Below are 19,841 nucleotides of genomic sequence, written 5' to 3'. Positions count from 1 at the left end.
GGCGCGCTAGATCGTGTGCCCCATGCAGAAACGCAAAAACCCGCTCAATTTCTTGGGCGGGCTTTCTCTGGACGAACTTCTGCACTTGACAGATACTGCGTATTTTTACACTGTTTTTTTCAACAGTCAAGCGTTATTCGATAAAACCACCGCCGCGCAACACTTCTTCGGCCAGGGCGAATGCGGACACCTCGATACCCTGGGCCTGCGCTGGCTGCGATATCGTGCCGTCTTCCCGCTTAACCTCTGGCAATGCTTTGGGTCGCAGCAACCAGCCCAGGATCTTGCGCTTGCGGTTCGTGCAGGTGCCAAGCGGCATACCCAGGCTGGCGCCCACATCGGTCAGGGCAATCTTTTGGGCGCCGTATTCGCGCAACAACACCGCCGCCACATACCGCTGATCAACGTGTTCACGCGCAGGTAGCGCGTGGTACACGGCTTCACCGGCGACATCGGCAATTGCCGTGCGCCAGGTGGGATTGGTGCGCCAACCAGAACAGCAGTCGGCGCGGCATTCACAGCGCAGCTTGCTGGGCGCATACCGACATGCCAGCACCATCAGTTGCAGTGGCGTCAATCGTGCCTTCAGCATGGTCTCAGCCATCCCGATTTCAGCGGCACCATCCAGCCCAGCCAGGGGGCCAGGGTCGCCACGGCGTTTGTCGGCCATGCGCGCTGCCGGCGGACGGTCGCAAGACGCTCGGGCCGGGTCGAACAGAAACCGCAGCGCTTCCACTGCATGACGGAAAGGCGGGCGCTCGGTCATTGCTGCCCCCAGGGATAAATCGGCTGCGGCAGGCGCTGACCTTCTTCAATAGCGATCCAGCGGCGCAGGACGGCCACATCGGTTTGCGTGTGCTTCGAGCTCAATGCCCACCTTCCCAGCCAGTCTTCACGCTCTTGCCAAGCCATGCGCAGCAGGTGGCGCGCCAGCGCACGGTCCAGCACCGCCCGCTCATGAGCCAGCACCCCACCACAGCAGCGCCAGCATCGGCACGGCACATCCCCGGCGCCATGAGATTCGACCGTCGCAATGTGGCGGCGCACACCAGGGGCTACCTGAATCATCGGCTCCTCGATTTCATCCCAGATAGCGTCTGGATGGTCTGCGTAAGTCATGCGTTCTCCTTGTTCAACTTGTGTTGCCGTATCACTTCGTCTTCCAGATACTTCTGTGCTGCCTGGCCTCTGCGTTTGCCGATGCTGTCCAGCCAGGGCCTGCGTTCGGGCTTGGGCAGGCTCAGTACCCGCCTGGCTTCGCACTCTCGACGATGCTGTTCGACCGCTTCGGGCGAAATCGGCGCGAACACCCCATGTCTCTCCATAAACACCACCTCACCTAGTGCAGATACTTCACCCGAAGCCCCCCCCTACCCCCATTGAAAATTTGGGGATTGGAGAGGATTTCGGCTTCACCGCCCTTTCGGGCTCATCGACTTTGCGGCAGGACCGTTGCGACCCTTCCTGCCTCCCCCACGTCTCGATTCCAGCCAACGCCCAGGTCGTCACGGAGTTGCACCGCCGCCGCTTGCGCAGCTCGCCTGGTAACCCGTTTTGTGGAGCAACAGGGCTACGCTCCGTGTATCCGCCTCTGCCAGCCCATGCAGGCCCGTACATTTCCCCGGAGGCAAGGGTGCTGAGTGCTATGGCGACATGGCAATCCCTCGCAAGAGGTTCGCCAAGGCAAATACCCCGGCCTTCTGGTGATAGTCATTGGCGTCGGTGCCAACGTCTGGTGGCATCCCGTACGAACACCCAGCCTGACTGGCGTAACGCTCACTCACGCGGTTTTCGTCGTGATCTGCCACGACAAACTTAGGCCCTTGAATGCTGGCTGCTACGGTTCGGATATTGGCTGCTGAGAAGCACACAATCACCCTGGACTTGCGGTACATGGTGCGCAGTGCTGCCCGTATGGATAGGCCTGTTGCGTAGCCCTCGCACAACCAAGACTCAGGGCCGCTGCCTATGATGAATGCCGCATTCTTTGCAGCGCCGCCCGGCATGAATTTCTTGGTTCCATCGGCGTCGATCCATTGCAGGCTGACAATACGGCTATAGTTGCTGGCGTCCCGCATTGGGATGACAAGGCGACCATCAAAGTCGATCAGCCCAACATCTTCAGGGAATCCCTTCAGATCAAGATATGGGTGATGATCCGTGCGGCATTGGGCAACGATCTGCGCTGCCTCTTGCGCTTTTCTCTGTCGTCTGTGTGCCTCTTGGCGGGCAAGCGCTGCATCGCGCCTGCGGCGCTCGGCTTGGTCGCGCTCAGATATCCTGAGTCTTTCTGGGTCCTGTTCTCCATGGCCGCGATACCCATGCTGTCGCGCCAGTTTGAACAGGGACAAGATCGTTGTGCCGCCGTACGGCTTCACGCTTTTCCACACCGATCTGGCGTCAGCCGGGTTGTAGCCCTTCTCGTCTGACTGGCTCCACTTGTCCCAGATATCGAACCCGTCATTACCCAACTCGGATTTGACGGCCATCGCCATCAGCACCCAGGTCTCCCTGTTGTCGGCAGGTATGCATGCAATAGCAGCAGCAATATCGCTATGCATGTGCGGCCTTTTGCTTGGTTTTGTATTTTTTGATATCAGTCAGCACACGACGCTTCAGGGAGCTGCTGATTTCCTCTGGCGCTGTTTCTTGATACTGCCCATCAAAGAAATGCCCATACAGATTTCGGTATTGAGCTTGGGCAAACCTGCGCCCAGCCTCCAGGTCATCCTTTTTCCATGTCCTGGCCAGGCCACACAGCTGACGCCACACAGACGTCCTGTCTTGCAGGTACTTTGGTACTTTGGGGGCGGCGGGCTGCGCGTGCCCCACGGCCTCAAGTGTGCCAGGGACGTTTTCAACAAGATTGAGTCGGATGCGCTCTTTGCCGCAGCCCGGGCACACCTTTAAGCTGCGGGCAAACACATAGCCGCACGTACACGTCCAGTCTTCTTTTTCGCGCTCTGTGGGCTCCTTGCGCACGACGGAATCCCGCTTAATGCCATCCGCCAGCACAGACAGGCCGTTTTTGTAAATATCAGCGACGTCATCCTGGAAGCGCATGTAATTGCCGGAGTGATCCAGCCATAGCGCCCCTGTTTTCCCTGGCGACGTGCGCATCACGCGACCCATCTGTTGGATATGGCTAGACAGGCTTTTCCGATATGGGCGGGCGGAGATGCCGCACAGGATGTCCTGCACATCAAAGCCCTTGGTAAACACCTCGCAAGCCACTAAGCCCGTAATGACGCTATCGGGCTTTTTGAACTCATCAATCAAATCCTGGCGCTGCTCTCTGTCCCCGTCTTCGCCGGTCACTTGCTGGAAGTTGTAGCCGGCGGCATTGAACTGCCGACAAATTTCCTCGCCGTGCGCGACAGAGGCGGAAAAAACCAGCGTCTTCACAGGCCCGCCAAAGTGTTTTAGGGTTTTGTCCTGCCATTCGGCCACGATGTCACCCACGATCTGGATGCCGCGTGAAGTGACGTCCTCTTTTTTCCACTCGCCATCGGATGTGGATGCCCCGGACATATCAATGGGCTTGGCTGCATACGGAATCAGTCGCACCAACTCGCCAGCATCCAGCAGCTGGTCGGTGGTGCACACATTCACCAGATTGCTATATAGGTCACCCAGGCCCTTCTTGAAGGGCGTTGCAGACAGCCCAATGACCTTCATTTTTGGGCGCGACTTGATGATTTTCGAGACGAAGCTGCGCATGTCGTGGCATTCATCCACAATCAACAGATCAATCTCTGGAAAGGATTCTTGCTTCTCAAGGGTCTGCACTGAGCACACCTGAATGCGCTCGGCGCGGCGGCGGTGGTGGCCCGACATTTCGATGCCATGATCAATCCCGTAGCGAAAAAGAACCTTGCTGGTCTGATCCACCAGATTCACGCGATCCACGAAAATAGCTGCCCGCTTGCCGTTCTTGGCCGTCAAATCCAGTAAATGAGCCGCCACAATCGTCTTGCCGAACCCGGTTGGGGCCATCAGTATTTGTGTGCGATGCCCATCACGAAAGCCTTGGCGCAACGCCTCGACAGATGGCAGCTGGTAATCGCGTAGCCTCAAAATCTCAGGCATTGCCACCTCCTTGTTTGAGGGCTGCCAATTCCTTTTCCAGACGATCAATCTGACGTCCGGCTTTTTTAAGCTCCGACATGAGCTTGGCTTCGCTGGCCATCAAGTCGTCACGGCGCTGTTCCAATTGGGCGGCATAGGCTTGAGTCTTCTGGACCAGGGCATGCACCTCGGGGTCTACAGCAGTCAGCAGCGCCTTGTTTTCCGCTTCGATATCTTTGTTCAGTTCTTCCAGTGCGCGGTTGGCGTCTTCCAGGTTGGAAATGACGTCTCGCAATTCATCAATGATGGCTTGGTCTGCGCTCTTTTCTTGTGATGGCGATGCGGGCAATTTCGCTTGTGCGCGGTCGCCCGCTTGTTCCAGCCGTGTGGTGACGCGACGCCCTTCCTCCTGAACGCGTTCACGCCAATCAGCAACTTCTGCCTCGAACTCATCTTCAGGAACAGCGGCCAGTTTTTGGGAGCGACTGGATAGATCCTTGCTGATCCCTGCATCCGATAATGTCGGGATTTTCTGGCGGTCGTTGGTATCGACCGCCAGAGATTCACCGGATTCTGAGCGCCCCTGAAGCTGGCCGCGAGTGCCTTGGTTCATGCCTATTGCCTCTTTCTGCGCGGCAATCATTTCGCCAAGACGGCGCTCTGCGCGAATGCGAATTTCCGCCGCGTCGACCTCAAGCGATTTGTTTTTGGCCTGCATCGCGTAAATGCGCATAGCATCAGCCTTGTCACGAAGGTCTTTGACCTCATCGACCGCTTTGGCTTCAGCGAGAGCGTGGCGGGCAGCCTCATACTTAATAAGTGCCGTCATTCCGCCTCCGCCGGCAGATCAAAATACGAATCCGGCACCAGAAAGAAGGTTGACTCGTCCCAACGATCCCAGGACCAACCGCGCCCTTTCAGCCACGCAATGAATCCTTGATGCACCGGCCCGTCGTATTCGTCCGGGTCCGGGCAGCCCATCGCAAATATGGGCATCCCGCCCGGCATTTCAGGGCCATCATCACTGCCTGTCCAAATACCCTCGCTGCGCTCAAACCGCGGGGAGAATTCCCGCAACGGACGCATCCAGAGGGTCGGGAACACGATGCGCAACTCGTGCATCATCTGTTCGGTATCCAAGCGCGCATCAGCCATCAGAACTCCCCTTCGAGCTTGACGACAAAGGCGGAGTCGTTCAGCAGCCGGTGGCGCTCCTTTGGATCATCAGGCAGGCCCTCAGCAGGGCCGGCATATGTCACCACGGCCTCAGTGAAGTACGTCGTCTCTGCGCTGTTGAGGTTCTTCTTGATGCTCTCTTGCGCCCAGCCGTCACCGGGGCGTTTCTGCTTGGCCTGCACCCTTCCCCGCCACCGCTTACGACCGCGCCACTGCTGAAAGGACACCAGCAGCCAGCCCGCCAGCAGAGCCAGGAGCACTGCAACGATGAAGGCTGTAGGGATGGCCATCATGGTGGCGGCGAAGGCAAGGAAAAAGGTGGTGGTGGTCATGCGTCACCCTTTGGCAGGCCACCATCACCGCCTGCATTGGCGCGGGTTTCGGGGGATTTGCTATCGCCCAGGTGGCCACCTGTTTTGATATGCAGGGCGCGGCCCTCTCGAAGACCTTTCGAGTAGTTCAGTTCACTCTCGGCCACTCGCAGTGCTGCCTCCGCACGGGAAATAAGCACGAAGACAAGGACAAACAGGATGCAGACGGTGATGAAGGTCACCAAGTTGATACCGCTCATATCAGCAGTCCTCCGGGCCGATCTGGACCTTGCTGGGCCTGCCTTCCGCGTACACCTGCAGCGCATCGGCCTGACGCTGCAGCGCTGCTGCAATGGCCCGCTCCCCAGCAATGGCCGCGTCGAGTTCCGCATCTGTCATCTGGCAGGGCTGCTTATGGACGATTTCGCCAGAAGGCAGGCGCACTTTGTATGTGGGCCGCAGGAGGTTATCGAGGGGTGTGGGGTTAGGCATGGACTGATCCTTCCTGTTCGACGCCCGCCGCATACTCCGGCCAAATTTCATGCCAGTCGTCAGGCCTGAGGTCGCGACGGCTTACCGCGCCGTTTGTTGCGCGTTCAATGGGGATGCACCGCCCTATCGGCACCGGGCGTATGTGATGTGCCCACTGATGAATAAGCTGAGGATCGACGCCTATGGCCTTAGCCAGCCGGGTCTGCTCTCCATGCTTTATGTTGGTGTATTTGATTAGTTGCATAACCGAATATTAAGCATATCTCTTAATATCAGTCAAGCATTTGCTTTATGTTGTGCTTAATATTGATATTTTTAAGCAATACGCTGTATTATCTAGACATGAAAACGACCGCCGAAATCCGTCTGGATAATCTTGAGGCTCTCATCCAAGAAGCCGGAACAGCCACAGCCCTTGCGCAGATGTGCGGCTTGTCGCACATCTATCTAAGCCAAGTTAGGCGCCGAACTGCCGACGCGAAGACCGGCAACCCACGCAACATTGGCGAAAAGATGGCACGCGCCCTCGAATCGGGGACCGGCAAGCCAAAAGGCTGGATGGACACTCCACATGATGAGAGTCATCGCAGCGCATCGTCCCAGCCGCCCACTACCGACATCACCATCCACCAATATGATGCCGCTGGCTCAATGGGGCACGGCCTGGATCTACCTGACCAGCCGGGGGTGATCCAGAACCTACGTGTCAACAAAGAATGGCTGTCAAAGAACATCAGGGCCTACAGCGCGGCGAAGAACCTGTGCGTGGTAACCGGGTTCGGGGACTCCATGCAGCCCATGTTCAACCCAGGCGACCCGCTGCTGGTGGATCTAGGCGTCACATCCGTGGAATTCGATGCGGTGTACTTTTTTCGCGTGGACAACCTGGGGTACGTCAAGCGCCTGCAGCGCATCCCCACCGAAGATGGTCTGGTGATCCGGGCAATCTCTGAGAACAAGGATGCCTATGGGCCATTCGATATCACCGAAAAGATGGACTTCCATGTGATCGGGCGCGTGCTGAAGGTGTGGCGCAGTCAGGAGTTTTGAGTCCGCCGGCACAAGCGCGGGCAGTTTTATTTACTAAGTAACAAAACCTTATTATTAATGTGGATATGTGAGGAGAACCATGAAAAAGATCATCGCAGCCGTCGCGCTGACCATCTTCGGCATCACCGCTGTAGCGCCGGCCTGGGCACATGGCGGGCGTACCGACAAGAACGGATGCCACATGGACCGGAAGGCGGGGACGAGGCATTGCCACTGATAATACTAAAGAAAACGCACGCATTCACACCTTGCCAATAACTCGCCATATAACGTAAGGAAGCAAGAAAAATTGAGGGAAGAAAATCATGGCCGCAATACCCCAGAAAAAAGAAGGCACTCAACCCACAACCAAAAAGAGTGGTACTGACAACGTTAAAGGAACCTACACCCCTGAACTCGTGATAGCACTTTGTGGTCCAATTGGATCACCCATGCACGATGTAGCAGATACATTAGTGTCGCAATTAGCAAACTTTAACTATACATGCACACGCATCCGATTAAGCAAATACATCGAAGAACATGCCTCAAAGGCTGATTCTTCAATCGACACCACATCAGAGCATCTTAGAATAAGGTCTCTCATCGCTGCGGGCGACGCACTAAGAAAAAAATACGGCCACAGCGTGCTAGCACAGCTAGCTATACATAAGATTCGCATAGGACGAGAGAAGCACAAAAGGGAACTGAACCCAGATACACATTCCTACCCAACGCGCCGCGTCTGCCATATTATTGATTCAATAAAGAATCAGGATGAATTAGATCTTTTGCGGACGGTATATGGCGAAATGTTATTTGCCATTGGCGTTTTCTCGCCCATGGAACTTCGCGAACAGACACTTGCGGCTCGCGGGCTGCGCCGCAACGAGATTTTCAATCTAGTAGAAGAAGACTCCGGCGTCGGAAGCGATGAAGGGCAAACAGTACGGAAGACGTTCCCCCATTGCGACATGTTCTTACGGATTGAGAAACGCACTGACTCACATCTGGAAGAGCGCGTAGCGAGGTTTATCAATCTGATGTTGGGCGTCAAAGTCGTAACCCCTACCAGAAATGAATCCGCCATGTATGCCGCAGCCATGGCTTCGGCCAACTCAGCGTGTCTATCACGGCAAGTAGGCGCTTGCATAACAGACTCTGAAGGTAATGTCCTCAGCGTAGGCTGGAACGACGTTCCATCACCGCACGGAGGGCTATATGGAGATGTGCCGCCAGATAATGACTATCGCTGCTGGAACCATGGAGGGTTCTGTGCGAACGATCGAGAAAAAGACACCTTGGCTGGCGAAATTCTCAAAGCCCTAGGCAAGGTGATAGCGGTTGGGCAAGAGGAAGCCGCACGGAAAGCCATCATCAGTTCTACACGCCTGGGAAGTTTAATCGAGTTCTCCCGAGCGATCCATGCGGAGATGCATGCCATCATCAATGCAGGTCAAGCGGCAGGCAGCCGGCTTAAGGGAGGCAAGCTTTTTGTCACCACATATCCTTGTCACTCCTGCGCTCGGCACATCATCGCAGCAGGGATCTCGGAGGTGTATTTCATTGAACCCTATCGCAAGAGCCTGGCACTAAAACTACATAGTGATGCCATCACAGAAGACGAAAATGATACAGAAAAAGTTCGGATTTTGGCGTATGATGGCGTCGCTCCAGTACGCTTTCTATCGCTCTTTCGAGTCCCGCAGGACTCTAGGAAAGCCAACGGGCGGATGGTTGTGGTAGACAAGGCCAGAGTGCGGCCACGTACGCAAAAGAGCATGGAAGCTCTTGATGCGTTGGAGGCTTTAATCGCAGGCTCCTCCGACATAGAAGCACTCGTCGCCCCAGGAGGCATCCATGAATGACTCATACACCCAGTTGAAGCTAAATTTCGAGCCCGTTCAGACACGGGCCCAACACAACGAAGAACGGCCCGTGGTCAGAAAAGGCGCATCCTCCGGCAATGTTGTCCAGCTAAGAAACGTGCGGGACCAGCGTGAACGTGCCAAACAGATCGAAGACGAGCGCATGTTGATGGAAATGATCCGCGCACGGGTGGCACATCTTCAAGCCTGAGAACTATGCTGGCACATAGCCCTCTCCGGAGGGCTTTTTCATGCCCAGCGAACCCTCCATGGCAAAGCGGGTTTTGTCACACCCTCTCTGGACGCTTTACTGCCCCCCCGGCAAGCCGAGCGGATATAAACCCCTCATCCGCTAAAGAATGAATGATCCCGCGTATGAGGTAGCTACTAGATAGTCCAGCGTGATAGATCCGTGATCTCTCTGTGATCGGCACCAACATTCGGCTCTCCACAAGCTTGGCAATTCGGCGGGTTCGTTGTGGTGCTGTGAGGTCAGGGAGGGCCTCGGCCAGGTCTCCCGATTTCACTTGGCCTGTTTCTGAGGTTAAGACAACAGCCAGAATCCTTGCTTCTTCCGTTGTGATGTGCTCCCTGTCTAAGGCATACCGGATTGCTGGCTTGAAAATGCTGTCGATCAGGTAAGTGTAGTTGGTGAGCCTGTCAACTTTTTGCAGCTCCGTCAAAACACCTGCGAGCACGTAAGTACACCACTGCTCAAGACTTTCATCAGTTCCTTGATCTGCCACGCCTAGCATCTCGTAATATTTATCACGATCGTTACAAAACACCGCCGTTGGATTCAACAGTCGGCCGCCAGCTTTGACATTGAACCCATACTTCATCATAAGAGCATACGTCAGGAGGCGCACCACCCTCCCGTTGCCGTTTGAAAAAGGGTGAATCCATCCAAACCGATGGTGCGCCAAGGCGACCTTCATTAAGTCATACTTTTGAGGATCGTCCTTGTTGATGAAAGAAATGAGCTCTCCCATGTAGGATGGAACCAGCACAGACTCCGGAGGAAGGTGCTTGGACTGCGCAATCGACACAGCGCCCTTTCGATACGCGCCAGGTGTGCGATCCCCTTCTTGGTGAACGGGGAGGCCGCCAACCGTAAGTGAATGTAGCTCACGCACAAAGTGCTCTGTAACTTGCTCTCTCGGCCCTATCGTGTCCTCGATAAAGTCCATGGCGCTTTCGATGTTTTCTATCTCTTTTAAATGGTCTATGCCTCCTCTTTTCTCCGGGCTAAGCTTGTGATCAACGTAATCAGCCAATGTAGTGTGGTTGCCCTCAATTCGCGCTGACCCCAGGCTTTCCAGAATGTGAAAAATATCCTTCAACTGGAAGAAGATCGGGGCTGGCGTAGACCCGCCCACACGGTGGCGCCGTAGGTAGCTCAACTCCTCCAAGGTGTCCACTAAAGGTGAGTCAAATGATGGATTTAGGAGCCGGAGCTCATGATGGACAAATTTCGCCATATTGGCCTTTATTTACCAAAAAGTAAATGTAAAAGTGCAAAAAATGAGAAAATTTCTTTGTGAATCAATGGATTATAAACTCATTAAACGAAGTTTATCTACGCAGAGAAGTAAAATTATCTTCGCCTAACTTTTCTCATTTCTTCGCCGCACCGACTCGCTAACGCCACCCCCCCACCAGCCACCCGGACGACAGGCTTTAGCTTGCTAAATTCTGGTTCTAGGGGTTTACCCTAGAAATTCTATCAGTGCCCTTTTAGGGCACTTTCAGTCGCTCACCTTGCGCAAGGCATAGATAAGATGCTCATAAGGTTACTTGAAATAATTATGCATAATGCTTGACTTGATATAAAGCATTCGCTTAATATTCTTTCACTGATGCTCTATTCCAGACAATGGATAGAACAAAACCCCCAACAGCACAGGCTGAAGGGGGCCTCGCAAGACCGGCTGTTGACGCAGCCGCCCTTTATCGGACTTTTGGGAGATAACCATGTCCAAGAAGATCGCCCCTACACGGGGTGAGGGGATTTCTACGCCTCAGATCATAGCAGAAGCAACACAATCAGGGAATACCTTCTCTGTCGCCGCGTTCGCCAAAACGCTCGACACCAAGATCCTGGATCATGCGGTCGAACCCATGCAGACGGCCGTCGATGCTTTCAGCTGGATATCAACCTTGGCATCGATTGCCAAGCAAAAACACGTCGATGACAAAACCGTCGCCGTTAGTGATCTCCTGGAGATCATCTCGTACATCGCGGATGACATCGGAAACTTCACCGATTGTGAGCGCGAAATGCTCCGCGACGACCACCTCCCCCGCCTGCTGGCATCCCTGCCGAACGGGGGTGCGTCATGAATGCCCTCACCTTCACCCTGCCCGCCCTCATCGGCTCAGACCTGGGCGGCGGGATCTACGTAGGCCCGCACTTCCAGCCTGACGGGTCGGTGCGGCATCTGATCGCTGCAGCCGATTCCCTGGGCGATCACGCGTGGGAAGACGCCCGGGTCGCAGCCAGCAAATATTGCGGCGGCGGCCACGACGACTGGCGGCTGCCCACCAAGGATGAGATGACGGTCGCCCTGCTGAACATCCGTCACAGGTTCAATAAGACGGCCATCCATTGGACATCCACGGCCAACGCCGACGCCTGGGCCATGGACTTCGGGAGCGGCAGTGCGTGCGCCTGCCACCGCGACCGCAAGCTTCGCGTCCGCCCTTTCCGCATCCACCAGAACTTAGGTGCCGTGCGCGCCGAATACGTTGAGCTGCTTACCAGCCAAGCCACCAAAACAGACGCCTACGACGTGTATGTGAATCACAGCCAGCCCGCTATGGCCATGCTCGACCTGATCACTGGCAGCGGCGGGGATGAGGCTTTTTACTGCCTCACACAAGAGCGCCAGCAGGGCTATCTGCTGACCTTGCTCAATCACGTCACGGCCATGGATTTGACGCTTGCCGAAATTGGAGGGGTCAAGCCATGAGTAAGCCAACTACCCCCAAAGGCCCCGGCGCCTATCTGCACTGCATAGATGGCGTCGGCCTGGTAAAGCATGAAGATCTATGCACTCAGCCGCCTGTGGTGATTTCCGAATCAGCGCCAGTCATCAATCTGATCGACGCTGGCCTGACCAGGATATCCAGGGTGCAGTACATCCTCATGGCGCTCGCACAAGCAGATGATGGCGGCGACCAAACCGTCATGTACGGCCATCTGAACGGCATGCTGGACGAAGCGTACATGCTACTCAATACGGCGGGCATCCGCACGGGAGGCGAGTCATGACTATCGTCCCCCGCATCGAGCATGTCCACTGGCAGGGCAGCATCTACAGCACGAATTTCTACGGCGAACGCGAAGCCCTGGAGCGCTCGGACTTCCTGCGCCCCCTGTTGCCACCCGAAGGCCGGAGGTATATCAAGTACCGCCAGGCATTCCTTGACGGGGAGGCCGTCTCCAACCGCATCAATAGCTGCCACCGCAAGCACGGCGGCATCCTGGTTCGCGTCGGCTGGGCCACCTATAGCTGGGATTTGCCAATTCGCGTCCTGACCAAGGAAGAAATCATCGACCTGGCCCGCCGCGTCATGGCCGAAATCCAAGATCAACCCCAGGTCAACGCCGCCCCGGCCGACTGGCCATTCCCCGTCTGGAGGGCTGCAGCATGAATACCATCAAACTTTCCCTTCAGATCGCCATCGCAGAAAAGGCCGTCGAACTGTACCGCCTGGAGGAATCCTTGCGCTCGGCGTCCGCGGACTTGCGCAACGCCTGCAGCGAGTTTCGCCACAAGCACAACGGCGGCAACTACGTCCAGCGCGACAGCGACATGCACGAACAGATGCGCGAAGTCACGGGCTTGGAATTCGAGACCTACAACGAAGCCAAGCGCAACGTGCGCAACGCCAAACGTCGCCTGGATACCGCCATCCGGGCCTCCCTGGGCAAAGGAGTGCGGCCATGACGCTACCTGTCAAAGAGTATGCCAAGGCACTGGACTCCCTGGCCTTCATTTGCCTGCACGGCGACCGCCAGCAGCAGATTGAATCGGCAGCTGCTGCCCAGGAAATCCTGAAGATCGGCGGGCACCCCGTCAAACGCGCCCACATGCTGCGCTTCGATGTTCAGGTGCGCGCCGCCGACGGTCTGCACTGCTGGACCGCCATCACCCACAACAGCATCGACGCCCTGCTTGGCGCCCTTGAGAAATTCGAGGGTCAGCAGGTGGCTGTCACCGTCAAAGCGGAGGGTCGGAAATGATTACGAAAGAACGGATGAAGTACGAAGCGAACAGGGCGTTCGCCCTGGCCGAACTGATCGACACCACATACACCATCGCATTCAACTGCCTGAATGAGGGTGGAGATCATGAGGGTGAGCTACAGCGAGTCAAGGAATTGCTGTTCGCGGCTCACGAAGTGGCCAGCAGCGCAGCCAACGACCTTAGCGACCTGTTCGGCGAATGCGAGACATCGCAGGCCAATGACGCGGGCCTGGCGGAGGTGCAGTCATGATCCATCAAGACAACCAGCAGCTGCGTGAACTGCTTTCACTGCCGCCCATCCAGCCCAGCGCCAGCACGGCCATGGCCATCCCTGAAATGCCGCCCCAAGAGGTGGTGACAGGCGATCAAGAGATTGATACCGTCCTGTGGCTGCAGAAGGTGGTGGCCACCGGCAACCGGGGGCTGATCGACAAGGCCCTGGAAGCGGCCAAGCAGATCAAGACGCCCATGAAAGACCTGGGCATGCGATATGCCAACCATATTGCCAAAGCCACAGGGAATGCCTTTGGTGCGGCCTTTGCGTCCTTTGGCTTCGGTGAACTGGAGGATCAGGCAAAACGATCTATCCAGCGCGCCGCCCTCCGCCACGAAGCAATATCCCGATTCAGCACTGAGGAAGCGTTATTCGCGGAATTGCCTGCCGAACGCGCCTGCCGGCTGGCACTGAAGCGACTCAAGCGTGATGACTTCGGCATGTACGACGACGCCCACGCCCGAGCCCAGTTCGAGAAGCGCTCGGAACTGGTGCCCGGCACGATCAGCGACTGCCTGTACGCCATCGAGTTCTGGGGCCACCTGTACAGCCTTCGCAACGCGGTTGACTGGAATTTCAGCGATCTCCCTCGGGGCGCCTACGCGCACGAGTGCTATGCGTTCTTCATGCTGGCCGACATCCGGCCGCGCAGCCGAGAGGAAGCCATCGCAGCCTTCGAGCATGTGTTGGGCAGCAGCCGGGGAGACTGGGCCGAGACGGATTCTATCCTGCGCAATCTGGTGGTCAGCGGGTGGCGCGGCGCAGCAAAGGACTTTGCCAATCGTCTGATAAACGACTTGGCCTCCCTGGATGACTGCTACCTCAGCCGCGAAAGCGTGGAACGAGCGGTAGAGGACGTTGTTCAATCCTTCACCGCCGGTACAGCGCAGGAGGCAAGCCATGAAACGATCTGACCTGAACCACCTTCGCCGCCTGGTCGCCTGGGTGCGTGGCGCAATCGGCCAGGACCCGGCCGAGATGCAGAAGACCATGATCGACATCGCCGACAAGATCGGCCACATGGGGATCAGCGACGAGGGTAAAGCCCGACTGGTGGAAAGCTATCGCCGTGCCGAAGCCGTGCCGCAATACGTCCGGGATGCCGTCAAGATGCTGGATCGGTACGTTCGATCGTCTGGGCAAGGCGGCGGGCCGGAGAAGCCGCGCGCCGACGAGGAAACCCGCGTGGATACTGACGTCGACGGCGGGCCCGATCATGCAGGCGCGCCAACGCCGGATGGTTATGCCCTCTACCTTGGGTGCGCCCGAATGGGGTTGGCGGGGGCCAGTGGTGACCTGCAAAGCATGATCGGCTGGATGCGCCGACGCCAGGGCTGGCCCAGCGTCCTTATAGCGGGATGGATGGCTGGCGACATAGCAGACATGCTGGAGCGCCTGCAGGCGCCTGGGCAAGTTGCTGATGGTGCCAGCCTATCTGGATGGCAGCCCATTGAGACAGCACCGAAAGACGGCACGTGGATTCTCGCATGGCGGGGACCAGCCACAGGCGGCTACTGGGACCCTATGGTGATCGTCCGTTGGTACGAATGGGAAGACGACCCAGGGAACGGCACATGGGTATGGCCCGATGATCGCTATGACGTCTGGACACCAGAAGGCCAGCAAAGAGCTGACGCCATGCTGGGCGACGGGTCACTGTTTGAGGACAACGGCTTTACCCACTGGATGCCACTGCCCCAGCCACCGAAGGAGGGCGTCAGCCATGAATAACCCCAGCGACCACATCCGCCGCCACGGAGACGAGTATCTGTTCAGTCCGGCGGCAACCCTCTCTTTTGTCAGTGACGCGATCAACAGCCCTGACGCCACCGATGAGGGAAAAGTTCGCGCCTTCCGCATCATCGACGAGATGCTTAAGGAAGGCCGCGTCAAGCGGTTTCCACGAATCGACGTCTTGGAGACGGTGCTCCTGCGCCCATCCGATCCCAGGCGACGCCTAGAGGTGTGCGACAGCTTCGTCAAACACATCGGCAACGACGAGTACATGGCAGTGCTGGAACGCGCTGGTTTCACTTTTGACCAAGGGAGTCAGGCATGAGCCAAATCATCACTATCAACAATGTCGAGCTGCCGGTGGTCGAATACCGTGGGCAGCGTGTCGTAACCCTTGCCATGATCGACCAAGCGCATGAGCGCCCGAAAGACACGGCGCGCCGTAACTTTAATGAGAACCGCCGGCATTTCACTGAGGGGGAAGACTTCTTCCAAACAACGCCTTCCGAGCTGCGCGAGCATATCGTACGAGGAACGTCCGAAATCCCCGCCAATAAACTCGTTCCCTTGCAGGGGCGTGGCGTCACGCTTCTAACCGAATCGGGCTACCTGATGCTCGTCAAGAGCCTGCAGGACGATCTCGCATGGCAGGTTCAGCGCCAACTGGTGAACAATTACTTTCGCAGGGATACGGCAGCCCCAATAAAGAGGCCTTCTGCACCCACCAGCGTCCTACCCGGCCCAGCCCGCGAGTTCCGCGCAGCCCATGGCATTGCCAAGCTGATCGGGCTGAAGGGCAACCAAGCCACGCTGGCCGCCAACAAGGCGACCCTGCGGATCACCGGGCTGAACATGCTGCAGGCGCTGGATGCTGAGAAGCTGATCGCTGACGATACCGAACCGCACATGACCGTCACCGAGATCGGTTCGCGCTTTGGCAGAAGGGCGGCATTCATCAACGACCTGCTGATTGCAGAGGGCTATCAGACCCGCACTTCCTCCAAGATTCGCGGCAAAGTCCGCCACCGCTACACCCCGACAGACAAGGGCAAGCGGTACGCGGTGCTGGTCGATATGGACAAGGCCCACGTTGCGGGCAAGCCCATTCAGAACCTGGAGTGGAAGGCCTCGATCATGCCGCACCTGGCGCTGGCGCTGGGTGGGGAGGCGTCATGAAAACAGCAATGCTAAATGCCGCCACCATGCTTGCCGGACTTGCTGTGGGCTATGCCATGCATGCTGAGCCGGGTCCCCTGTTTATCTTCGGGTTGGTTTTGGTGGTCGCTGCGGGCACTTGTGGCCATGCAGTGCAGGAGGATCGATCATGACCCCGCAGAACCTGATGCGCATCGAAACCAGCCTGCGTGACCAGATGCTCAATCGCTTGGCCAGCCGGTGGCCCAAGGCTGCAGCCTACATCCCTTCAGGCACCACCAGAGTGCAATGCACCGGCAAGCTGCGTGAAGACGAACAGGAGAACCTGGATCTGTACGTGCTGGCCTACGAGGAAGCAATCGTGGACTTCATGCGGATGCTGGATAAGGACGACGGCCGGCCAGCACCAGCAGCGAATCCAGCCTTCCCGGATCGGCTGCCGCCTCGACGCGCCCCTAAGCCGGAGCGGGCGCCGCGCAAGCCTGCGCCAGGCCGGGGGGTTCGCCGGAATTCAGCAGCACGCCAGCGGCTTGAAGACCTGTTCCGTGGAGGTAACGATGAAGTATGATCGAATTGCCCTCGGACCAACGGGGGCCGGGAGTAGAAACCCGAAATGCAAAGGCGCACGTTGGCCGCGCCATGTCTTGTTGCGGCCTTTTCGTGCCCATCGTCCCTGCACGTCTATGGCAGTGCCGGGCGGGGCCAGTTTCGACTGGGCCGGTTTGCCTTTGCGTCCGGTTTTCTACCCCCGCCCGTGCGCTGCCGCCCTCAATGCGGCTGCGCCCCATCCAATCAGGAGGGGCGAGCTGTGACCATGCAATTAAATTTTCGCCCCGTCATCTGGGTCACGCTGGAAAAGGCATCTGAGTACACCGGTCGCTCGGTGAGCTCTTTCAGTAGCCTAATTCAGCGCGGCAAGCTGGTGGAAGGTATCCACTGGAAGTGGTCACCCGACAATCGCCAGCACATTAACCTTGAGGGGTACGACGAATGGGTATCAAAAAGCAAATCGAGGGGGTCCGCGCGAGGGAGGCGTCCATCCTCATCGACTTCAGGTGGGGGAAAAACCGCTTCAGAGAGCGCGTCGAGCTAGCACCCACGGTCGCTAATCTGCGCGTAGCCCAAAGGATGCGCAATGAAATACTGGCGGCCATTGCCATCGACAAGTTCGACTGGGACGATTTTTCCCGATATTTCCCGAATTCCTGCAGCCTACCCAAGGGCAGCGACACAGAGTTGCTGCCGACTTTCCGGGATGTTGCGCAGACCTGGATCAAACTCATTGCCCCAAACGTGGCAAGCACCACACTGAAGGAATACATCAATGCCCTCAATCGGTACTTTTATCCAATATTCCAAGATAAGCCGATTGCACACATTGAGTACGAGGACTTCGCTGTATATATAGCAAGCCTGCCCATCAAGTCAGCAAAGACCTTCAACAACGTCATGACGCCAGTCCGGGGGGTATTTGCTCTGGCACAGAAAACAGGCAAGGTGAGCCGGGACATTACCCGCGACATTCCAAGCCGCAAAGGACAAAAGGCGAGTCCTGATCCTCTGAACCTGGAGGAGGTGGAGCTTGTGCTTCATCACGTCTCCAGCAGGTACGGCGACCAGTGGCTTAATTATTTTGAGTTCGCCTTCTTCTCTGGCTGTCGGCCATCAGAGATCATTGCGCTGCAGTGGCCAAGCATGGACCTGCGCCGAGAACAGGTGCGAATAGAGCGCGCCAGGGTCAGGGCAACGGATAAAGACACTAAGACTCATTCGGCCAGGGACATTGACCTGCAATCAAGGGCGCTACAGGCCATCGCGCGGCAAAAGGCACACACCTTTCTTGCTGGCGCGCATGTGTTTCTGAACCCAACCACCGGCGAACGATTCACCGACACATCCGCCCCCTTAGATATAGTGTGGCGTCCCACACTCAAAGCGCTGGGCATCCGTCACCGTGACGCCAGGCAGACGAGGCACACCTTTGCCACCATGTGCCTGACGGCCGGCATGAATCCGGCTTACGTATCGCGCCAGATGGGCCACACAAACCCGAGGATGTTCTTTGAGGTCTACAGCAAGTGGATCGATGGCGAGGCCAGCGACAGGGAAAAGGCCAAGATGGATGCCTTATTTACGCCTCAAAACCGGGTAAAAACGGCTTCATGACTTTGTGTTTTGGGCACAAAGTGGGCACAAATCATAGCTAAGTCATTGATTTTATGGCGCGCCCGACAGGAATCGAACCTGTATCAGAAGCTTCGGAAACTCCCATTCTATCCATTGAACTACAGGCGCAGCATATAACTTATTGATTTATTATAATTTTTTATAAACAACACCAAGAAGGCATCGCTTAAGGGTGTCATTCTACCACCGAACCAGCGGGTTTATCCGAAGCCTGCAGTCCGATGGGGGTATCGCTATAATTGAAGGTTGAGGCCTGCAGCAGAAACCACCAGGCACATGCAAGACAGAATACCGGCGGCCAGCCGCACCCACTCTCCCAGGAAACCACCATGAGTCTCCCAGAACACGCAGAAAACGGGCACAAAAGTGCCGTCAAATCACCAAAGCAGCTGCTGATCACGGTCGTGCTGGCATTCCTGATCCCCATTGCCATCATCGTCCTGCTGTTCAATCTGCTCAACAACCTCATCGTCACCAACTACGGTTCCGACGCCCTCTCCGAAGAAGCGATCGCCAAGCGCATCCAGCCTGTGGCGGGCTTCAAGCTGGTCGACGCCAACGCGCCCAAGGTCTTCAAAACCGGCGAAGAAGTCTTCCAATCCACCTGTTCGGCCTGCCACGGCACCGGGGTGGCGGGGGCGCCAAAATTCGGCGACAAGGACGCCTGGGCTTCCTACATCAAGCAGGGCTACGAAGACCTGCTGAAAAACGCCATCAATGGGATAGGTGCCATGCCGCCGCGTGGGGGCAATTCATCGCTGGACGATTTTGAAGTGGCCCGTGCCGTGGTCTACATGACCAACCACTCCGGCGCCGATTTCCCCGAGCCCGCCGAACCCAGCGGCGACCAAACGGCGGACGCCGCGCCTGCCGCCGAAACCGCCCCGGCAGCCGATGCGGCGCCCGCCACCGACGCGGCCCCGGCGGCCGATACCACCCCGGCGGCGGACACCGACGCAGCGCCAGCACAGGACGATTCCAAAAAAATCACCTCCGACAACGCCGTGGGCGAAAAGCTCTACAAATCGGTCTGCATCACCTGCCACAGCTCCGGCATAGCGGGTGCGCCCAAGTTCGGCGACAAGGCGGCCTGGGCCCCGTTCGTCGAAACCGGCGAGGACACCATGCTGAAAAACGCCATCTCCGGTGTGGGCGCCATGCCCCCGCGCGGCGGTTCGCAAGCGACGGACGACGAACTCAAAGCCGCCATCCAATACATGCTGGACGCCAACCAATAAACTGATTGCGGCATCCACACCACGAAGCCAGGGCCATGCCTCGTCATGCCCCTGGC

General features: G+C 57.2%; 31 protein-coding genes and 1 tRNA gene. 19 read left to right on the top strand and 13 right to left on the bottom strand.

Annotation, left to right across the window (positions count from 1 at the left end):
- Positions 1-133: 133 nt before the first annotated feature.
- From ACMHYJ_RS05370 to ACMHYJ_RS05320, 11 genes are all read right to left on the bottom strand, one after another.
- Positions 134-670, bottom strand: coding sequence for a hypothetical protein (locus ACMHYJ_RS05370; RefSeq protein WP_414245172.1), 537 nt, complete (start codon positions 668-670; stop codon positions 134-136).
- 92 nt (positions 671-762) lie between these two features.
- Complete coding sequence (locus ACMHYJ_RS05365) at positions 763-1,119, bottom strand: hypothetical protein (protein WP_414245171.1); 357 nt, start codon at positions 1,117-1,119, stop codon at positions 763-765.
- Complete coding sequence (locus ACMHYJ_RS05360) at positions 1,116-1,310, bottom strand: hypothetical protein (protein ID WP_414245170.1); 195 nt, start codon at positions 1,308-1,310, stop codon at positions 1,116-1,118. The genes ACMHYJ_RS05365 and ACMHYJ_RS05360 overlap by 4 nt, the downstream gene beginning before the upstream one ends.
- A 333-nt stretch (positions 1,311-1,643) precedes the next feature.
- A complete protein-coding gene (locus ACMHYJ_RS05355; protein ID WP_414245169.1) occupies positions 1,644-2,561 on the bottom strand; it encodes a PriCT-2 domain-containing protein in 918 nt (305 codons plus the stop codon).
- Positions 2,554-4,089, bottom strand: coding sequence for a DEAD/DEAH box helicase (locus ACMHYJ_RS05350; protein ID WP_414245168.1), 1,536 nt, complete (start codon positions 4,087-4,089; stop codon positions 2,554-2,556). The genes ACMHYJ_RS05355 and ACMHYJ_RS05350 overlap by 8 nt, the downstream gene beginning before the upstream one ends.
- Positions 4,082-4,897: a hypothetical protein gene (locus tag ACMHYJ_RS05345; protein ID WP_414245167.1), complete on the bottom strand. Its 816-nt coding sequence runs from the start codon at positions 4,895-4,897 to the stop codon at positions 4,082-4,084. Before ACMHYJ_RS05345 ends, ACMHYJ_RS05350 begins: the two co-directional genes overlap by 8 nt.
- Positions 4,894-5,223: a hypothetical protein gene (locus ACMHYJ_RS05340; protein WP_414245166.1), complete on the bottom strand. Its 330-nt coding sequence runs from the start codon at positions 5,221-5,223 to the stop codon at positions 4,894-4,896. The genes ACMHYJ_RS05345 and ACMHYJ_RS05340 overlap by 4 nt, the downstream gene beginning before the upstream one ends.
- Positions 5,223-5,576, bottom strand: coding sequence for a hypothetical protein (locus ACMHYJ_RS05335; protein WP_414245165.1), 354 nt, complete (start codon positions 5,574-5,576; stop codon positions 5,223-5,225). Before ACMHYJ_RS05335 ends, ACMHYJ_RS05340 begins: the two co-directional genes overlap by 1 nt.
- Positions 5,573-5,815: a hypothetical protein gene (locus tag ACMHYJ_RS05330; RefSeq protein ID WP_414245164.1), complete on the bottom strand. Its 243-nt coding sequence runs from the start codon at positions 5,813-5,815 to the stop codon at positions 5,573-5,575. The genes ACMHYJ_RS05335 and ACMHYJ_RS05330 overlap by 4 nt, the downstream gene beginning before the upstream one ends.
- A 1-nt stretch (position 5,816) precedes the next feature.
- Entirely contained in the window at positions 5,817-6,047 is a 231-nt protein-coding gene (locus ACMHYJ_RS05325; protein ID WP_414245163.1) for a hypothetical protein, read from the bottom strand.
- On the bottom strand, positions 6,040-6,291 hold the full coding sequence (locus ACMHYJ_RS05320) for a transcriptional regulator (RefSeq protein ID WP_414245162.1): 252 nt from the start codon (positions 6,289-6,291) through the stop codon (positions 6,040-6,042). The genes ACMHYJ_RS05325 and ACMHYJ_RS05320 overlap by 8 nt, the downstream gene beginning before the upstream one ends.
- 98 nt (positions 6,292-6,389) lie before the next feature.
- On the opposite strand from ACMHYJ_RS05320, the gene ACMHYJ_RS05315 reads away from it, so the two are divergent.
- The 4 genes from ACMHYJ_RS05315 (at position 6,390) to ACMHYJ_RS05300 (ending at position 9,155) form a co-directional block, all read left to right on the top strand.
- The gene (locus tag ACMHYJ_RS05315; RefSeq protein ID WP_414245161.1) at positions 6,390-7,097 is read left to right on the top strand and encodes a helix-turn-helix transcriptional regulator; all 708 of its coding nucleotides are present in this window, start codon (positions 6,390-6,392) and stop codon (positions 7,095-7,097) included.
- Positions 7,098-7,176: 79 nt separating this feature from the next.
- The gene (locus ACMHYJ_RS05310; RefSeq protein ID WP_414245160.1) at positions 7,177-7,314 is read left to right on the top strand and encodes a YHYH domain-containing protein; all 138 of its coding nucleotides are present in this window, start codon (positions 7,177-7,179) and stop codon (positions 7,312-7,314) included.
- Between the two features lie 88 nt (positions 7,315-7,402).
- On the top strand, positions 7,403-8,944 hold the full coding sequence (locus ACMHYJ_RS05305) for an anti-phage dCTP deaminase (protein WP_414245159.1): 1,542 nt from the start codon (positions 7,403-7,405) through the stop codon (positions 8,942-8,944).
- Positions 8,937-9,155 (top strand): hypothetical protein, encoded by a 219-nt coding sequence (locus tag ACMHYJ_RS05300; protein ID WP_414245158.1) that lies wholly within the window; start codon positions 8,937-8,939, stop codon positions 9,153-9,155. The genes ACMHYJ_RS05305 and ACMHYJ_RS05300 overlap by 8 nt, the downstream gene beginning before the upstream one ends.
- A gap of 76 nt (positions 9,156-9,231) precedes the next feature.
- On the opposite strand, the gene ACMHYJ_RS05295 is transcribed toward ACMHYJ_RS05300, so the two are convergent.
- Positions 9,232-10,425: a Fic family protein gene (locus tag ACMHYJ_RS05295; RefSeq protein ID WP_414245157.1), complete on the bottom strand. Its 1,194-nt coding sequence runs from the start codon at positions 10,423-10,425 to the stop codon at positions 9,232-9,234.
- Between the two features lie 493 nt (positions 10,426-10,918).
- Between ACMHYJ_RS05295 and ACMHYJ_RS05290 the strand changes: the two genes are divergently transcribed.
- The 14 genes from ACMHYJ_RS05290 to ACMHYJ_RS05225 all read left to right on the top strand — a co-directional run bounded on the left by ACMHYJ_RS05290 (position 10,919) and on the right by ACMHYJ_RS05225 (position 18,526).
- Positions 10,919-11,287, top strand: coding sequence for a hypothetical protein (locus ACMHYJ_RS05290; RefSeq protein WP_414245156.1), 369 nt, complete (start codon positions 10,919-10,921; stop codon positions 11,285-11,287).
- Complete coding sequence (locus tag ACMHYJ_RS05285; protein WP_414245155.1) at positions 11,284-11,916, top strand: hypothetical protein; 633 nt, start codon at positions 11,284-11,286, stop codon at positions 11,914-11,916. The genes ACMHYJ_RS05290 and ACMHYJ_RS05285 overlap by 4 nt, the downstream gene beginning before the upstream one ends.
- Complete coding sequence (locus tag ACMHYJ_RS05280; RefSeq protein WP_414245154.1) at positions 11,913-12,218, top strand: hypothetical protein; 306 nt, start codon at positions 11,913-11,915, stop codon at positions 12,216-12,218. The genes ACMHYJ_RS05285 and ACMHYJ_RS05280 overlap by 4 nt, the downstream gene beginning before the upstream one ends.
- The gene (locus ACMHYJ_RS05275; protein WP_414245153.1) at positions 12,215-12,601 is read left to right on the top strand and encodes a hypothetical protein; all 387 of its coding nucleotides are present in this window, start codon (positions 12,215-12,217) and stop codon (positions 12,599-12,601) included. The genes ACMHYJ_RS05280 and ACMHYJ_RS05275 overlap by 4 nt, the downstream gene beginning before the upstream one ends.
- Complete coding sequence (locus tag ACMHYJ_RS05270; protein ID WP_414245152.1) at positions 12,598-12,897, top strand: hypothetical protein; 300 nt, start codon at positions 12,598-12,600, stop codon at positions 12,895-12,897. The genes ACMHYJ_RS05275 and ACMHYJ_RS05270 overlap by 4 nt, the downstream gene beginning before the upstream one ends.
- Positions 12,894-13,193, top strand: a complete 300-nt coding sequence (locus ACMHYJ_RS05265) for a hypothetical protein (RefSeq protein WP_414245151.1) — start codon at positions 12,894-12,896, stop codon at positions 13,191-13,193. Before ACMHYJ_RS05270 ends, ACMHYJ_RS05265 begins: the two co-directional genes overlap by 4 nt.
- Positions 13,190-13,447, top strand: coding sequence for a hypothetical protein (locus ACMHYJ_RS05260; RefSeq protein ID WP_414245150.1), 258 nt, complete (start codon positions 13,190-13,192; stop codon positions 13,445-13,447). The genes ACMHYJ_RS05265 and ACMHYJ_RS05260 overlap by 4 nt, the downstream gene beginning before the upstream one ends.
- On the top strand, positions 13,444-14,385 hold the full coding sequence (locus ACMHYJ_RS05255; RefSeq protein ID WP_414245149.1) for a hypothetical protein: 942 nt from the start codon (positions 13,444-13,446) through the stop codon (positions 14,383-14,385). Before ACMHYJ_RS05260 ends, ACMHYJ_RS05255 begins: the two co-directional genes overlap by 4 nt.
- Complete coding sequence (locus tag ACMHYJ_RS05250) at positions 14,372-15,202, top strand: hypothetical protein (RefSeq protein ID WP_414245148.1); 831 nt, start codon at positions 14,372-14,374, stop codon at positions 15,200-15,202. The genes ACMHYJ_RS05255 and ACMHYJ_RS05250 overlap by 14 nt, the downstream gene beginning before the upstream one ends.
- Positions 15,195-15,530, top strand: a complete 336-nt coding sequence (locus ACMHYJ_RS05245; protein ID WP_414245147.1) for a hypothetical protein — start codon at positions 15,195-15,197, stop codon at positions 15,528-15,530. Before ACMHYJ_RS05250 ends, ACMHYJ_RS05245 begins: the two co-directional genes overlap by 8 nt.
- Positions 15,527-16,381: an ORF6N domain-containing protein gene (locus ACMHYJ_RS05240; protein WP_414245146.1), complete on the top strand. Its 855-nt coding sequence runs from the start codon at positions 15,527-15,529 to the stop codon at positions 16,379-16,381. Before ACMHYJ_RS05245 ends, ACMHYJ_RS05240 begins: the two co-directional genes overlap by 4 nt.
- Positions 16,378-16,533 (top strand): hypothetical protein, encoded by a 156-nt coding sequence (locus ACMHYJ_RS05235; RefSeq protein ID WP_414245145.1) that lies wholly within the window; start codon positions 16,378-16,380, stop codon positions 16,531-16,533. Before ACMHYJ_RS05240 ends, ACMHYJ_RS05235 begins: the two co-directional genes overlap by 4 nt.
- Complete coding sequence (locus tag ACMHYJ_RS05230; RefSeq protein ID WP_414245144.1) at positions 16,530-16,928, top strand: hypothetical protein; 399 nt, start codon at positions 16,530-16,532, stop codon at positions 16,926-16,928. The genes ACMHYJ_RS05235 and ACMHYJ_RS05230 overlap by 4 nt, the downstream gene beginning before the upstream one ends.
- Positions 16,929-17,350: 422 nt before the next feature.
- The gene (locus ACMHYJ_RS05225; protein WP_414245143.1) at positions 17,351-18,526 is read left to right on the top strand and encodes a tyrosine-type recombinase/integrase; all 1,176 of its coding nucleotides are present in this window, start codon (positions 17,351-17,353) and stop codon (positions 18,524-18,526) included.
- Between the two features lie 54 nt (positions 18,527-18,580).
- Here the strand turns inward: ACMHYJ_RS05225 and ACMHYJ_RS05220 are convergent.
- Positions 18,581-18,655 (bottom strand) — tRNA-Arg (locus tag ACMHYJ_RS05220).
- 221 nt (positions 18,656-18,876) lie between these two features.
- Between ACMHYJ_RS05220 and ACMHYJ_RS05215 the strand changes: the two genes are divergently transcribed.
- The gene (locus tag ACMHYJ_RS05215; protein ID WP_414245142.1) at positions 18,877-19,785 is read left to right on the top strand and encodes a c-type cytochrome; all 909 of its coding nucleotides are present in this window, start codon (positions 18,877-18,879) and stop codon (positions 19,783-19,785) included.
- Positions 19,786-19,841 lie beyond the last annotated feature (56 nt).

The sequence above is a fragment of the Castellaniella hirudinis genome (genome assembly GCF_047468865.1).
Taxonomy (GTDB): Bacteria; Pseudomonadota; Gammaproteobacteria; order Burkholderiales; family Burkholderiaceae_B; genus Castellaniella; species Castellaniella hirudinis_A.
Note: the sequence above shows the minus strand (reverse complement) of the source record. Positions and strands in the feature narration are given on the sequence as shown.